Source organism: Pseudoalteromonas peptidolytica, assembly GCF_012641745.1.
In the GTDB taxonomy this organism is placed as follows: Bacteria; Pseudomonadota; Gammaproteobacteria; order Enterobacterales; family Alteromonadaceae; genus Pseudoalteromonas; species Pseudoalteromonas peptidolytica.
The window spans coordinates 21,234-36,368 of record NZ_WEHZ01000012.1; the positions used below are offsets into that span (position 1 = coordinate 21,234).

The 15,135-nt window shown below is 42.1% G+C and carries 12 protein-coding genes; 4 read left to right on the plus strand and 8 right to left on the minus strand.

The features are described from left to right. Positions 1 to 133: 133 nt before the first annotated feature. The 8 genes from F9Y84_RS09770 to nudB all read right to left on the minus strand — a co-directional run bounded on the left by F9Y84_RS09770 (position 134) and on the right by nudB (position 7,826). The gene (locus F9Y84_RS09770) at positions 134 to 1,369 is read right to left on the minus strand and encodes an ABC transporter permease (RefSeq protein ID WP_128732391.1); all 1,236 of its coding nucleotides are present in this window, start codon (positions 1,367 to 1,369) and stop codon (positions 134 to 136) included. Beyond that, positions 1,369 to 2,559: an efflux RND transporter periplasmic adaptor subunit gene (locus F9Y84_RS09775; RefSeq protein WP_147390065.1), complete on the minus strand. Its 1,191-nt coding sequence runs from the start codon at positions 2,557 to 2,559 to the stop codon at positions 1,369 to 1,371. Before F9Y84_RS09775 ends, F9Y84_RS09770 begins: the two co-directional genes overlap by 1 nt. Continuing rightward, positions 2,556 to 3,710, minus strand: a complete 1,155-nt coding sequence (locus tag F9Y84_RS09780; RefSeq protein WP_128732393.1) for an efflux RND transporter periplasmic adaptor subunit — start codon at positions 3,708 to 3,710, stop codon at positions 2,556 to 2,558. Before F9Y84_RS09780 ends, F9Y84_RS09775 begins: the two co-directional genes overlap by 4 nt. Then, a complete protein-coding gene (locus F9Y84_RS09785; RefSeq protein WP_147390066.1) occupies positions 3,700 to 4,650 on the minus strand; it encodes an HlyD family secretion protein in 951 nt (316 codons plus the stop codon). Before F9Y84_RS09785 ends, F9Y84_RS09780 begins: the two co-directional genes overlap by 11 nt. Further along, a complete protein-coding gene (locus F9Y84_RS09790) occupies positions 4,632 to 5,318 on the minus strand; it encodes an ABC transporter ATP-binding protein (RefSeq protein ID WP_125251689.1) in 687 nt (228 codons plus the stop codon). Before F9Y84_RS09790 ends, F9Y84_RS09785 begins: the two co-directional genes overlap by 19 nt. Before the next feature lie 366 nt (positions 5,319 to 5,684). Next, positions 5,685 to 6,137 carry an NfeD family protein gene (locus F9Y84_RS09795; protein ID WP_147390067.1) on the minus strand — a complete coding sequence of 151 codons (453 nt, stop codon included), beginning with the start codon at positions 6,135 to 6,137 and terminating at the stop codon, positions 5,685 to 5,687. 5 nt (positions 6,138 to 6,142) lie between these two features. Next, on the minus strand, positions 6,143 to 7,093 hold the full coding sequence (locus F9Y84_RS09800) for an SPFH domain-containing protein (protein ID WP_125251687.1): 951 nt from the start codon (positions 7,091 to 7,093) through the stop codon (positions 6,143 to 6,145). Positions 7,094 to 7,373: 280 nt separating this feature from the next. Then, positions 7,374 to 7,826 (minus strand): dihydroneopterin triphosphate diphosphatase, encoded by a 453-nt coding sequence (nudB, locus tag F9Y84_RS09805; protein WP_125251686.1) that lies wholly within the window; start codon positions 7,824 to 7,826, stop codon positions 7,374 to 7,376. A 505-nt stretch (positions 7,827 to 8,331) separates the two neighbouring features. Here nudB and F9Y84_RS09810 point away from each other — a divergent pair. From F9Y84_RS09810 to F9Y84_RS09825, 4 genes are all read left to right on the plus strand, one after another. Continuing rightward, a complete protein-coding gene (locus tag F9Y84_RS09810; protein ID WP_147390068.1) occupies positions 8,332 to 10,233 on the plus strand; it encodes a M6 family metalloprotease domain-containing protein in 1,902 nt (633 codons plus the stop codon). A gap of 700 nt (positions 10,234 to 10,933) precedes the next feature. Then, on the plus strand, positions 10,934 to 12,235 hold the full coding sequence (locus F9Y84_RS22400; protein ID WP_147391477.1) for a methyl-accepting chemotaxis protein: 1,302 nt from the start codon (positions 10,934 to 10,936) through the stop codon (positions 12,233 to 12,235). A 506-nt stretch (positions 12,236 to 12,741) separates the two neighbouring features. Beyond that, positions 12,742 to 13,377 (plus strand): thiopurine S-methyltransferase, encoded by a 636-nt coding sequence (gene tmpT / locus F9Y84_RS09820; protein ID WP_168756753.1) that lies wholly within the window; start codon positions 12,742 to 12,744, stop codon positions 13,375 to 13,377. 207 nt (positions 13,378 to 13,584) lie between these two features. Then, on the plus strand, positions 13,585 to 14,961 hold the full coding sequence (locus F9Y84_RS09825) for a glycerophosphodiester phosphodiesterase family protein (RefSeq protein ID WP_147391464.1): 1,377 nt from the start codon (positions 13,585 to 13,587) through the stop codon (positions 14,959 to 14,961). Positions 14,962 to 15,135: the final 174 nt, after the last annotated feature.

A 15,135-nucleotide genomic window follows, 5' to 3' on the forward strand; every position in this document is an offset into this window, starting at 1 on the left:
TCATTACAAAGCACAGGCCTGTCGGTGTTTAGATTTTCTTTGCGCTAGAATTAAGTCCTTGTAACATAATTTAATTTTTCTATTTTTCATTTAGCTTTCAAAAACAAAATTAAAGCGCATACAAAATATAAAATTAGTCACTCTGTAATGCTTCGATAGGATCCAGCTTTGAGGCTTTAATGGCGGGATATACACCGAATATTAAGCCAACTAATGCACAAATACTAAAAGAGAGCACAATTGCACTGAGAGACCAAGACACAGCCCAATTTGAATAAAATGCAATGATCTCTGAAAGCACAATGCCAAACACCACCCCGAGCAGCCCACCTAAGATTGAGATAGTAAAGCTCTCTGTAATAAACTGAACCTGAATATTTTTCTGAGTGGCACCTATTGCACGTAATAATCCGATTTCTTTAGTTCGTTCAAGTACAGTCGCGAGCATGATATTCATAATACCAATGCCACCGACAAGGAGGGATATACCGGCTACGCAAGACATCACCATATTAAAAATGGCCTGCGTTTGTTTTTGCTGAGCAAGCAAGGCAGCTGGTATGGTTAACTTATAGTCGTCAATGTCGCTATGGCGATTCATGAGAATGTTAGCAATAGCTTGAGATGCTAAAATTGGACTGTGAGATTTGTCGATGGCCAGTTTCAACTCAGTGATCTCTGGCTCCAGTAGCCCCTTATTAAAACGGTAAATAGCGGTTGTCAGAGGTACAAAAATACGACTTTGCTCACCACCTAATGCCACGCCCTGAAACTCCTTTTTATTTAGGTGTGGTGCTTGCAAAATACCAACAACTTCAAACCATAAATGATTTACTTTTACTTGTTGACCAACTGCGTCTCCTAAGGGAAAAAGCGTTTTTGCGGTATTTTCACCAAGTAACGCAACTTGCCTATATTCTTTACTATCTTCCGCATTAAGTAGGCGACCATCCGCAAGCTCATAATGGGCAAGACTAAAATAGTTGGCAGTGACACCGGCAGCTTCACCTTCAAAGCTGCCGAACTCGCTATAAATCTGATAGGTATCTACTAGTCGTTCAGCAGAAAAATCATTAACAAAGGGCAAAGCATCGACTATCACTTGGCCGTCTAATAGGTTAAGACCTTGCGAGTGTTTTCGTTGTTCTTTTAGGTCATTCTCTTCAATGTCTTTGGCGCTGACAATAACATTATTAATCCCCATGGAATCAATCATTTTAAGCGCTTCTCGTTCAGCACCTTCACCTATGTTTAACATAGCAATCACGGCGCCCACACCAAAAATCATACCGAGCAAGGTCAATAGGGTTCTGAGCTTATGCTGCTTTAATTGCACCATGGCGTCGGTAAATAACTCTACATATTTCATTACAATTCCTTATTCGCGACCAGTGCAATTTGTTGGTTAGGGGACAAACCTTCCAGTACTTCGGTGTGGCTTAGGTTGCTTTGCCCTAACTCCACTTTTACACGTTGAAACTGGCTACCGTCTTTCACTAGCACAAAAAACGCATTGTTGTCATTGATAATGCTATGTTTCGGCACAAGTAGTGCTTGTTTACGTTCTTGAACAAGCAATGTAGCGAGTACTTTATTGCCAGGTGTAAAGTGGCTTGGAGTTTCGTTGAGGCTAGCTATAACCTCATAGTATTTTTGTGGATCTCCACGGCGAATAGATTGTGGATAGGGCGATACTTTTGTGACTTTACCATCAAAGCGTTCATCACTATTGGAGAGTAAAGTAAACTTAACTGTTTGCCCAACCTCAAGGCCAAGCGCTTCTTTTTCATGAACAAAAAGCTTAGCTTGCAGAGACGAAATGTCTGGTAACCCGCCAATTTTTTGCCCTGCCCATAATGCTTGGCCTGCCTTTGGCTTCTCTCCACGCCAATCTGCGTTTAGGGTAAGTAAGCCGTCATGTGGCGCGATAACTTCGAGACTTTCCAAATTTGCGTTGTACATCGCAATTTTGCTTTCATGCTGTTTTGATTGCAGTTTCAGTAGCTCCATTTCTCCCAGTGCAGAGGAGGAAAATTGGTCTGTCTGCCACTCAAAATATGCTTCTTTTGCGTTGAGATACTCAACATTTTGTAGTTGATCTAAAATATCGAGCTTTGAGCGGATCCGTTCGTCATCTATTGAAAAGGTTTCGGCAAAGCGCTTCTCTTCACTGACAATGCTTTTGTCGCTATCTAAATGGGACTTTCTTGTCGTTAAGTCACTATCTGTCACGGTCATGTCTTGCGCTACTTTGCCTTTGTCGAATTCGCTAAAACGTTTTCGTCTTGCTAACTGGCTGCCATCGAAGCGTGCAATCACATCGCCTTTTTTCACCTGAGAATACTCCGGTACTATCCAAGCAAGTGTTTGCGCTCCTCTGGCTGAAGTTGGGGCAGATATCACGGTTTCGCTTGCTGCTTCTAGTTCGCCTTCGGCATCCACTGTTATCGAAAATGGTTTTGACTCAACAGTGTAGAGCAGTTGTGTTGGTTTATCCGATGCTTCTTGACAGCCAAGCAACCAAACAGGGACAAGCAATGCGAGTAATTTTTTGCTCATAGCCTTACCTCCGTGCCTTGGCTAATGCCAGAAGAAACCACGGCAAGCGTCGGTGTTGTATGAGAAATTGTCACCTCTTTTTCACCGTAATTTGTGTTTAGCAGCACTTTGCCAGCACTTTGTTTTAAAGCGTTAAGCGGAACGGTTAAGGCGTTATCGAGTTGGGCCGTCACTATCTCTACACGAGCGCTTAATCCGGGCCTTAGCTTATCAGTATCGATTTTATCCAGTTCAATAATCGCATCAACAATGCGGCTTTTATCTTGATATGACTTCTCCCTGAAGGCCTTTCCTATTTCAACGAGTTTTCCACTTATGACATAACCGTCGGCACTGTCAATGGTCACTTTTACTGTTTGCCCTAATTTAATCCGCCCAAAATCGGCTTCCTTTATTTGCGCTTTTACTTGCATTTGTTCAATAACTGACAACTCGACCACAGGCTGGCCAAACTGCATGGACTCACCTACACTGGGTTTTTCACCTGCTCTATTTGCTCTATAAGCAACTAAGCCATTCATTGGTGCTTTAACTTTTAAACGCTCAATATCACGTTTTAGTGCTTTTACTTCAGCATCTGTTCGTGCAACTTTACTTTTTGCCAATTGGATACTCAGTTCTTTGTTGTCTAGATGAAAAGCAAGTTTGCTGCGGGCAAGCTCTAACTCATTAGTTGCAATGGTGAAGTCGATTTGCGCTTTTTTACGATCGTTGTCTGAGCGTGAGTTATCTATGATCTCTGCCCGTCGTTTTGCCTTATCGAAGTTCATCTGCGCCTCAGCTAGTGCAAGTTTGTATTCTTCTTCTTGCTCCTCGACTTGAGCTTGTTTATTTTCCAGTTCTTTTTGTGCTTGGCTAAGCTTCGAATTGTACTCCATCAGGCGATCTCTCACGCTCTGATCGTCAAACGAAACAACAACTTGGCCTTTTTGAACTGGGGTATTTTCAGGCATTAACTGTTTTATCTTGTATTGCCACATACGCTTGATTGAAGGAGGTGCTATCAACGCTCGGCTTTTTGATTCTAATTCACCATTCGCTTCTACTGTGATAGTGATTGTCTGTGACTTAACGATATGTGTATCGCTGGGAGCCTGGGTACAGCCAAGTAAATAGAGTGGAATGATAAATGCCAGTACCTTACTTTTCATTTTTCCCTCCTGGCAAAGTGATGCTTCCGCTCATGCCTGGTAGTAGTGGCAAATCGGTGTTGAATGTGAATTTAGCTCGGTAATACATACCTTGGCCCCAGTCTTGGCGTTTTTCAGGTTGTGTTGATAATTCTGTAAGTGTACTTGGCGTTGATGAGGGGCGAAATGCATCAAACTTTAAATCAGCAGTTTGACCTTCTTTGATACCAGCAGCATCCACTTCATGTATCCAAGCTTCTAAATACAGGCCCGCTATAGAAGGGATCTCTGCTACTTTCCACCCTGGTTGTACGGTTGCACCTGCAAATAATTTGTTGCCATTCCATGGGTGATCCGCATACAGAATGGGGCCGCTGTTACTGGCCATTAGACTCATTTTTTCTAGCTGCTCTTGGTTGTGCGTGAGACTTGCTTCTAATCGCTTTATCTCCAGCCGCTGTTTCTGAGTATTTGCCTTTGCTTCAGTTTCGGCCTTGCTTAAACTGATTTCGGCTTTATGGTTTTCAATGATCGCTTTTTCTAACTTCAGCTGGTATTGCTCGTAGTCGTAGGTGCTGATATTGGCTTTTGGCACGCTTGCATCAATTTTGGCTCTTTCAACGAGCAAAATGGTTTTTTTCAACTGAAACTGGGCTTCGAGTATCTTTTGGGCGCCGTCTTGTTCAATTCGCTTGTATTCATCTTTTGCGGCGTCAAGCGCGACTTTGTCTTGGTCGATTGAGGTAGCAATGGAGCCTGAATCGTAGACAACCACAACATCCCCTTTGTTGGCTACTTCTCCCTCGGGTAGCATCCATTGAACTTGCGTTTTCCAAGAGTCGCTCATTGGTGCGTGAAAGACTTGAGTTTCACCAGCTTTAATAACACCTGAGATAATAATTTGCTTGGCAAAAGCCTGCGAAGAGGTGAGCAGGGCTAAGCTTATAATATAACTGCGCATTGGCTATCCTCCACTTTCTCACCATCTTTCATTCTGATGATTCGTTCAGCATATTCGGCAATATCGTCTTCATGCGTTACCATCACAATGGTATGGCCTTGCTGGTGCAGCTGGCAAAGTAATTCCATGATTTCATGTGAAGTTTTACTATCTAGGTTACCAGTTGGCTCATCGGCAAAAATAACTTTAGGTTCATTGATAAGCGCACGAGCAATTGCAACACGCTGGCGTTGTCCTCCAGACATTTCGAAAGGTTTGTGATGTGCTCTGCTGTCAAGGCCCACTTTTTTTAACATAGCAAGCCCTCGACTTTTGGCCTCTGATGGAGAGGTATTGGTGTACCTCAGTGGTAAGATGACATTGTCCAGTGCAGTTAGTCGAGTGAGCAGATGAAATGTTTGAAAAATAAAGCCGATTTTCTGATTTCTAATTTGTGACAGCGCTTCATCTTCTACAGCTTGAATTTCTTGATCTGCCAGATAGTAAGCACCGGAAGTTGGAGAGTCTAAGCAGCCAAGTATATTCATCAGTGTGGACTTTCCAGAGCCAGAAGAGCCCATCACTGCGACAAATTCGCCTTCCATCACTTCAAGAGAAACGGATTTTAGTGCATGCACTTGCGTTTCTCCGCTTCCGTACACGCGACTTAAGTTTTCGACCCGAATCATTTTTATTTTAATCCTTTGTTTTTTATTGGTTTTATAGTTGGTTTAGTGGTGCTGAACCTAGTCCCTAAATTCAGTGTAACAAGCCATTAACTCAGAGTAAATCTAGCAAACACAAAGCGAAGGGAGATAAGAACGGCTGACAGTTATAATATCAATTTGCTAAAGCAAGCTTTCTACTGTTAGGTTGTTAGCCAAGAAAGCCTAGGCGACAACATGACTTGTGCGCCTTGCTACTGCTTTGAAGGCAGACAAAAATTTAGCTACTGATCTGTTCAAAGCAGGTCTTAATTAACCTGAACTCGAGTTCAGGTTAATTAGCGTCATAGTAACTTTATAAAATTGCGTCGGCTTTCTGACAACTTGGTTTTAGTTAGGCTCCACCCAAAACGCACCAACTTCTTTTTTTACTACTTTGACTTCTGTTCCTGCGCTAATTGGCTGCTTACTTTTTAGTTGCCAAGCAATCCCTGAATAATTGTGGAATATTCGGCTGTCTGTGTTGAGATCCTTTTCTAATGTAAAAGTGAGCTCTGCAAAGTCGCTCTTTACCTCTTTGTTGTCGGTAACTTCTTGCATTCGTTTGAGTGGCTCCCATAAAAAGATAGCCAATAACGTTGTAACTAAAGCATTAAACCACAGTGCGGTAAGCCAAGTTTGCTCTAGCAACTCTGCATACATTAATCCACCACTTATGACTAAAGATAAGCCTAGAAAAAACAATACAAAAGTGGCAAAGCCTAGCACCGTCACTTCAATAATTAGGCAGGCGATCCCAACAACAATTAAAGCTTGAGCTAAATGTTCAAGTAAAAAGGCCATGAAGATCACCCTTGTTTTTTGTTCAACGAGTTGATAATCGACATGCCTTGGGCAACTAATGAGCTGGCATCGGTTCCATTATCAGGAAGTAAGACCACCGAAGACTCTTTAGCAATCGCTTCTTTTGCTGCAATTGCTTTTGTTGCTAAGTCGAGCTGGATCGCTTTTTGTCCTTCGTCAGTGTTTGCTGCTTCACCCACCTTTCTAAGTGCCTCTGCTTGAGCATCAGCGACGGCAATGATGGCTTTTGCCTCACCTTCTGCTCGTAAGATTTGCTCTGCTTTTTCTGCTTCAGCAGCCAGCACTTGTGCTTGTTTCTTACCTTCTGCAACATTGATAGCAGCCTGGCGGTCACCTTCCGACTCTAAAATTTGAGCGCGTTTTACACGTTCAGCTTTCATTTGCGCTTCCATTGCTTCCATTACCGAATTTGGCGGTACAATATCTTTGATCTCGTAGCGTAATACTTGGATCCCCCACGGATCAGATGCTGAATTAATGGCGGCGACAATATTGGTATTCAGTAGGTCTCGCTCTTCAAAGGTTTTGTCTAGTTCCATTTTGCCTAATTCACTTCGCATGGTGGTTTGCGCAAGTTGTGTTACCGCAAAAATATAGTCGTCCACACCGTAAGTTGCTTTGTAAGGGTCTAGCACTCTGAAGTAAAGCACGCCATCAACAATCAGTGAGATATTGTCTTTGGTGATAGCCGATTGCGAAGGTACATCAACAGCCTGCTCTTTTAAACTTCTATCAGCGGCAACGCGGTCAATAAATGGCAGGATAAAATTAAGGCCAGCTTCTTTGGTAGATTGGTATTTACCGAAACGTTCAATAATCCACGCTCGGTTTTGTGGCACAAATTTGATACTCCCTTTAAGTACGACAACGACAAAAATCAGCAAAAATGCTTGAATAGTAAAAAGGTATTCAATGATAAATGTGACTAAATCCATGTAAGTTCTCCCGAGTCTATAAGTCTTAATAATTTCGTACTTTGAATATTAAGCTTAGTTGATTGGTATAGGTAACCTGAGCTTCAGATAGATGAAGTTTGAGTTATTCTTTGCATTAAATAACTTAAATTCTGGATAATCAACAACTTTATATTAATTTGCATGGATTGAGTCAGTTAATTTGTTACCTTGAATCTAGGCGAATGTAGTCTATCGTGTATCTGGTTAGGAGACGGCTTTATTTATCAATAGGAAGCACATTTGGCAGCGTGGATGTGTGCTAGCATTTCTGTGGCTCAACGATGGTAATTGCTTGTATTTCCTCTTTATTGCTCGGTGACCATGCGCGTTCACATGCTTGTTGTTTATCTAGCCAAACAAAGTCCGTATGCTCGTCTTTAGCAAGTTGAATAGGGGTGTTCGACGGCACCTGAACACTAAAAACATATTCGGTATTGAGTGTTACACCGGGTTCGTAGCGATGAAGCCACTGCGGCCTGATCTGGTATCGGTTGGTTTTATGGTGGGCATGTATCTCTATTCCAAGCGCTTTTGCGTCGATCCCTGTTTCTTCTTTAAGTTCTCTATAGGCAGTTTCAATTGGCAGCTCGTCATGATCTATACCTCCGGTAACCGATTGCCAAAAATCAGGGTCATCAGCTCTTTGTAGCAACAAAAATTGCTCAAGCTCATTATAAATCACAACTAAAACTGAAAAAGGTTTTCGTAACATAGATACAGTTTATAGAGATTAAAAGTCTAGGTCTGAGTGTAGCGAGATGAACAGGGGGGAGCAACTAAAACGAGATGGCATTTCTGCAAAAAAAAGCAGGCCATCTGGCCTGCATAAAAACTCCAATAGCAACAAGCTGTGCCAAGGAAATCCCAATAATGCCAACGTCCTGGTTAGCAAGCTCTACTTCTCGGGAGTTCAATTGTGACTTTAGGCACGCCTAAGTACGCAGGTAAAAAGGTGCAGCCCCAAAGGAACGAAACCAATGCTAATGCAATGTTTATCTCTTGTAAACTAAAAATTGAAAAAAATAGTTTAAATGCCCTTTTTTTGTTCACTTTTAAATACTGAGCTGTAAAAATATACTATCTAACCTAATCTCGTAACTAATTGTTATTTATGTGATTGGTGAAATTTGTACCTGTAATTATTCAAAGGATGTTGCAATTTTGTATGTAGGTTCTATGTTAATGGTTTGTACAACATGTAACCTAGGAACAAAAATATGAAACTCACATCAGCCGCAATGACTGTGGCATTACTGACCTGTACTACGCTAGTAAACGCTGCTATCCCTTACCAAGATAAACACTACCAATTTACTCAACCAGATGGCGAGACTATTACGTTAATCTTGAATGGTAATAACTATTTTGCTCAGCAGCGCACAGTAGGAGGTAAATTAGTTGTCTATGATGATGCGCTGCGAGGTATGGCTTATGCGCAGTTATCGGCAGACGGCGAGGCGTTAATTTCCACCGGTGTTTTAGTCTCAAATCGCGCTAAGCAGGGAGTAAAAGTTCGTCAGTCGGAGGACTACCAGCAAGGGTTATCGTCAGCCATTATTGCAAAAAAAGTAAAAACTGCTCAGCAAAGCATGCTAGGGCTACTAAGTCACGATTTGGCTCACCGTCGACACGAAGAGCATAAAACCGAGCTTACACAGTTGAACACCTCAATTACAGGTAAAGTAAAAGGACTTACGATTATTATCGATTTCCCTGATGAACGCGGTACGATCACAAAAGCGCAGATTGAGCGCTTTTTGAATGACGAAAATTACTCTGAATTTGGCAATGCGCAATCTGTGCGGGGCTATTTTACGTCCGTGTCGGGCGGCAAACTAGACTATACCAATACGGTAACGGCGTACTACACAGCTAAAAATAATAAAGCATACTATGCTGACAGTTCGTTAAGCTCAACGGTTCGGTCACAAGAGTTAATTAAAGAAGCATTGAATTGGTTGGAGTTTAACCAAGGGTTCGACTTTCGCTCGTTGACAACCAACAGCAGCGGCCAGATCCGAGGCTTAAACATCTTCTATGCAGGCAACTCTGATAGTGCTTGGTCTAAAGGGTTATGGCCGCATATGGCAAGGTTAAGCCCACGTTTTTGTGCCGACGGTGTATGCACAGATCGGTATCAAATTACAGATATGGGTGATAGCTTAGCAATAGGCACCTTTGTACATGAGTCTGGGCATCTGATCACAAATTGGCCTGACTTATATGATTATGATGGGAGCTCGGAAGGTTCAGTAGCAAGTTTTGGGGTGATGGGTTTTGGTGCTATCGGTACGTCAAACCGTTTTGAACCTACACCGCCGGTTGCACACTTCAGAGCGCTTGCTGGATGGGATAACGTGATTGAACTAAACCCCGCGTTAAATAGTAATGCACCATCAGGGCAGCTAAGCCATATTTCAGGTTCGAATACCTCTTATAAATGGAGTAATCCCAATAACACCAATGAAGCGTTTTATATCGAAGCGATTCATCAATCAGGGCAGCATTCACAGCAATTGGACTCGGGCCTGGCGATTTGGCATGTAGACCCAGCTGGGAACAACTCAAATGAATGGTATCCATATATACAGATGGAGCATGGCGATGCGAGCCGTGATCCAGAAAACGGTCGAAATCGTGGTGATAACGGTGACTTATTCAATGTAGCAGGGGAGTTTAGTGCTACTTTACCCAATGCGCTAGCGCAAAGAGGAACCAATGCCTTGTGGTGGAATGGTGATGCTTCGGGCTTGCGGATCAGTAATATTTCAGATCCCGCTGCTGAGATCCGTTTTACCGTAAGTGCTACACTACCGCCTCCTCCTAAAGGAGATATTTATAGCGGATATTTGGCTGATAAAGAGCAAGCTATCCAGCCAAATGGTCGCTGGTTTCAATATAATGGCGGCGTGATAGACGCCGTACTCTCAGGGCCTGCAAGTGCTGATTTTGATTTAAAACTGGAAGCATGGAAAAATGGCCAATGGCAGCAGGTCGCTATCTCTGAGACTCCCTCGTCACAAGAAACCATACGCTATACCGCAAGCGCTGGCTATTATCGTATTATCATTTATTCCTACCGTGGAGCTGGGGATTACCGCTTAACCGTACAAAAATAGCTAAATAATACCAATTTTCTTAATTAAGTGGTCTGTTTTGAGGCGAGAAAGTCTAGTCGATAACCCCGCTACCGCGTCCTGCTATCGCCAAGGTACCTACCTCCGAGTAGATGTAGGCAAGGCAAAAATTTTGCTATTTAGTTGTTCTAAATAAGAAATTTTTAACGCTGTTAGCGTCAGGTTTACTCCTTAAAATTGAGCAAGTATTAAGTCAAATTGGTATAACCTAAGAATTGAGCAGCAGCGTGGTTTATCGCTGCTGTTTTGTTTGGTAACAGTGTTAAAAGTGTTTGGTGTCAAAAATAACACCTGCTGAGTGTGGGCTAGCTCAATTTTGATTCTTGTTTATCTACCTCGTATCAACTTTTTGTTTATATAAACAGAGCTTATTACTTCAAATCACCCATTTTTATATTTCATCTATAATTCATACTTTATTGTCAAAAGTGTGATAGTACTAGATGCAGTTTTTTGATGTTGGATTGATAAAGATTAAATCCAATATCGAGCAAGTGTATAGAATAGCTTGGTATCTACAGGGGAGTGGTCTAGATACGAATATGCCCGTTTTTTAACTCTGCTTTTACATTCAGCGGTTTGGTTAAAAATGGCATTAGGTATCGATAAGGTTTCCCAGCCTACAAACACACTACGTAATAAAGCTAATTTGCCTGTATCAGATTTGCTTTGGAGTTTATTTATGTTCTTTTTTCGCAAACCAACCCAAGAAGTTGAAAGCCTAACGACGGAGCTCAGTCGAGCACGGGCACTGTTATCAGCAATAGATGAAGCAGTAGCAAAAATAGAGTTTACACCTGATGGCCAGATCATCGCGGTCAATCAACATTTCTTATCAGTCATTGGCTACTCAAGCACAGAAATCATTGGGAAACATCATCGGATGTTTTGCAACACTCAATATGTTAACTCACCTGCTTATAAAGCCTTTTGGTCTGACTTACAGCGCGGGCAAGCTCAGTTTGGTCACTTTGAGCGAATCGCTAAAAATGGTGAGACTGTTTGGTTGGATGCCACTTATTTTCCCGTTGAAGAGAATGGCAAAGTAGCACGCATCGTCAAAATAGCCACTGATATTACAGAAGAAAAACTAACCATTAAAGCACAAGCTGCCATTGCTCAAGCACTTGATAAATCTATGGCAACTATTGAGTTTACGCCTGATGGTGTGATTTTAACTGCCAACCAAAACTTTGTGACAACCCTTGGTTACACACTCAATGAAATTAAAGGTAAACACCACAAAGTATTCTGTAATGAGAGCTTTTATCAAACACACCCACACTTTTGGCAAGAGCTTGCGAAGGGACAGTATAAAAGTGGTAGTTTTCATCGTATCAGCAAACAGGGTGAAGATGTTTGGATTGAAGCGACCTACAACCCCATCTTTGATGATAAGGGTAATGTTACAAAAGTCATAAAATTTGCAACCAATATTACTGAAAGAGTGCAAAGGGCGCATCAAGTTGCACAGGCTGCCGAGATGGCACAAGTGACTTCTGAGCAAACAGAGCATATCGCAGGACGAGCAGTAAGCCTATTACAAGATTCAGGGAATACTTCAAACCTGATTTCTGAACAGGTTCAACATGCAATGTCTACGATTGCCCAGCTTAATGAACAATCGAAAGAGATTTCATCTATTGTTTCGACGATAAGTGCTATAGCTGAACAAACAAATTTATTAGCGCTTAATGCTGCTATTGAGGCTGCGCGTGCAGGAGAGCAAGGTCGAGGATTTGCTGTGGTTGCTGATGAGGTAAGAAGCCTTGCTGCTAGAACTTCACAATCGACAAATGAGATCAATGAAGTCGTAAAGAAAAACGAATTACTAACGAAGGAGGCGACTGAACTCATGAATACAGTATCTCAAAGTACAGAACTTGGGTTGGCGCAAGTTGATGAGGTTAATAAAGTCATGACTGAGATACAGCAAGGCGCTGAAAACCTAACCAATACTGTGAAGCGACTCGCTGACAAATAGTTGCAACTAAAAACTCTTGACCTCAAGTTAGCTTTAAGTAGTAGCATCGTGCCTGTAATACCAAGTTGTCTTAATACGTGTTCAATTATAGGAGAAGATTAGGTGCAAATAGCGTGAAACATTTCAGGTTTAGAGCGACTAAACAACCTGAGCTCTGGATAGTTAATGTCTTTTTAGTTTACTCCTGACGCAAACCTAAGGTTAACTCATAAACTTTTTCACCTTGTCTCTAGATAGAAGATGTAAAAAAAGCAAGTATTAGGTCTAATACCAATTAGACCTAATACTTGCTCAATTTGAAGGAGTAAACCCGACACTAACCGCATTAAAAATTTCTTATTTAGCACACTAAATTGCAAAATTTTTGCCTTGCCTACATGAATGTAGGTACCAAAGCGGTAGCAGGACGCGGTAGTGGAGTTACCGACAAGATTTTCTCGCCTCAAAATAGACCACTTAATTAAGATAATTGGTACAAATAAAGGTATTGATAATAGGAGAGCAAGATGGAAGCAACATATTGGCAAGACTTGTGGGTAAGTGGCCAAACCGGGTTTCATGAAGGGCAAGTTAATAGGATGCTTAACAAGTACTACCACTTACTCGATTTGAAAGTGGGGGAGCGAGTGCTAATACCACTTTGTGGTAAATCTATGGACATCACCCATTTCTTATCGCACGGCCAACATGTGGTTGGCGTAGAGCTATATGAAGGAGCCGTTGTAGCGCTATTTGAATCATTAAAGGTCAGTCCTCGTATTCACCAACAAGGTGCGTTTCGAGTATATCAAGCGCCAAACTTAACTATATTTGTCGGCGATTTTTTTGCTGTTAGTGCGCAGCTATTAGGGCGTATTGATGCTGTGTACGATCGCGCTGCATTAGTTGCCTTACCTGAGCCAATGCGGACTGATTATACAAAACACTTAGTATCGTTGACTAAAGCAGCTAAGCAACTTCTCATTTGTTTTGAATATGAGCAAGGTTTAATGTCTGGACCACCATTTGCTGTATCACCGGAAATGGTTGAGCGATATTATGGTGCCCACTACCACATCGAGCTTCAAGAACGCACGGTTCTTGAAGGAGGGTTAAAAGAAGTGAGCCACGCCTTTGAGAGTGTGTGGTTACTGAGTAGTTAACCTATTGGGTTAACATAAATATCACTAATTATTCTTACAATTGTCACCTTTTACTTATAGCGTATGACCAAATTTGCTACGGTAATCGTCCCTTTTTTGGGAGATTTACCGATATTCTGAGCCGATAGCTTTACATGTCGCTCCTCATTCAGAACAGATGGTCAGCAAATTTATGTTAATCCCTTTTAAAATAAGCATAGGTTTACAATGAATAAGATTAGTATTTTGTCAGCACTGACAGCGGCGCTCGTACTTTGTGGATGTGATGACGACTCCGTCGAAGTAGTACAGGTAGAAAAGCCAGTCGTTACGACAAAAACCGAGGTGAAGGTAGTAGAGGTTCCTGTCATTGTTGAAGTATCTGCGGGCAGTGCTGACAACATACAAGTTGGTACACGACCAGACTTTCTGGTGCAAGACATGCAAAGCAGCCCACTGAAAACCAAGTTAGCCCAATGTGCTAACGGACCTTTTTACAAAACTGACTTTTCTATCGGGCACCGTGGAGCACCGATGCAGTTTCCTGAACATACCAAAGAGTCTTATATAGCAGCTGCAAAAATGGGTGCTGGCGTGTTGGAATGTGACGTAACCTTCACAAAAGACAAAGCGCTTGTGTGTCGCCACTCTCAATGTGATTTACATACTACAACCAATATTTTAGCCACTGAGCTTGGTAAGAAATGCACAACACCGTTTGTACCCGCTGATCCCGCCAATGGCATTGCCGCGCAAGCAAAATGTTGTACCAGTGACATCACTCTTGCGGAGTTTATTACGCTGCAAGGTAAGATGGATGCAGCAAACCCAAATGCCACTACAGTAGATGAATATTTAAATGGTACCGCAAACTGGCGCACAGACTTATACGCAAGTCGAGGGACTTTGATGACACATGCGCAAAGTATTGAGTTATTCAAAAGCCTAGGTGTCAAAATGACACCTGAGCTAAAAGCACCCTCAGTATCGATGCCTTTTGATGGGTTTACACAAACTGACTATGCGCAAAAAATGATTAATGAGTACAAGGCTGCCAACGTTGATCCCAAAGATGTTTTAGCACAGTCATTTAACCTAGAAGATGTACTTTACTGGATAAAAGAAGCGCCTGAGTTTGGCACGCAAGCGGTGTATCTTGACGATAGATATGAGGCACAATCGGTTGCTGCTGAAGCAATGCTCTCATCTGAACAAATAATACATAGCCCCGAGCTATTATCACCAACCATGCAGGAGCTTGCGGCTGATGGTGTGAAAATTATTGCGCCACCACTTTGGATGTTATTAACAGAAGAAAATGGAAAAATCGTACCTTCAGCATATGCCAATGCAGCCAAAGCAGCAGGACTTGACATAATAACATGGACATTAGAGCGTTCAGGTCACTTAGCCAATGGTGGCGGCTGGTATTACCAAAGCATTAACGGCAGCCTAGCGGGTGAAACGATGATAAACAACGATGGCGATACATTCGAAGTATTAGATGTGTTGGCAAAAGAAGTCGGTGTGTTAGGTGTGTTTTCAGATTGGCCGGCAACAACGACTTACTATGCCAGCTGCATGGGTATGCCTGCGAGTATTTGATAGTTTACGGTCAATTTTCGCTGCAAATAGTTAACACCTTGTCGCCGCTAGTTTTAGCGCTAGCGGCATAAACTTTCCCAGCCCTCGGGCTACGAACAACTTGGTAGCTCGTCGAATGGAGATTGAAAGATTATACCAATTTGACTTAATACTTGCTCAATTTGAATGCGTAAA

Coding starts and splice junctions, on each gene's coding strand:
- F9Y84_RS09770 (WP_128732391.1), bottom strand. CDS start 1,369: ATGAAATATGTAGAGTTATTTACCGACGCCATGGTGCAATTAAAGCAG.
- F9Y84_RS09775 (WP_147390065.1), bottom strand. CDS start 2,559: ATGAGCAAAAAATTACTCGCATTGCTTGTCCCTGTTTGGTTGCTTGGC.
- F9Y84_RS09780 (WP_128732393.1), bottom strand. CDS start 3,710: ATGAAAAGTAAGGTACTGGCATTTATCATTCCACTCTATTTACTTGGC.
- F9Y84_RS09785 (WP_147390066.1), bottom strand. CDS start 4,650: ATGCGCAGTTATATTATAAGCTTAGCCCTGCTCACCTCTTCGCAGGCT.
- F9Y84_RS09790 (WP_125251689.1), bottom strand. CDS start 5,318: ATGATTCGGGTCGAAAACTTAAGTCGCGTGTACGGAAGCGGAGAAACG.
- F9Y84_RS09795 (WP_147390067.1), bottom strand. CDS start 6,137: ATGGCCTTTTTACTTGAACATTTAGCTCAAGCTTTAATTGTTGTTGGG.
- F9Y84_RS09800 (WP_125251687.1), bottom strand. CDS start 7,093: ATGGATTTAGTCACATTTATCATTGAATACCTTTTTACTATTCAAGCA.
- nudB (WP_125251686.1), bottom strand. CDS start 7,826: ATGTTACGAAAACCTTTTTCAGTTTTAGTTGTGATTTATAATGAGCTT.
- F9Y84_RS09810 (WP_147390068.1), top strand. CDS start 8,332: ATGAAACTCACATCAGCCGCAATGACTGTGGCATTACTGACCTGTACT.
- F9Y84_RS22400 (WP_147391477.1), top strand. CDS start 10,934: ATGTTCTTTTTTCGCAAACCAACCCAAGAAGTTGAAAGCCTAACGACG.
- tmpT (WP_168756753.1), top strand. CDS start 12,742: ATGGAAGCAACATATTGGCAAGACTTGTGGGTAAGTGGCCAAACCGGG.
- F9Y84_RS09825 (WP_147391464.1), top strand. CDS start 13,585: ATGAATAAGATTAGTATTTTGTCAGCACTGACAGCGGCGCTCGTACTT.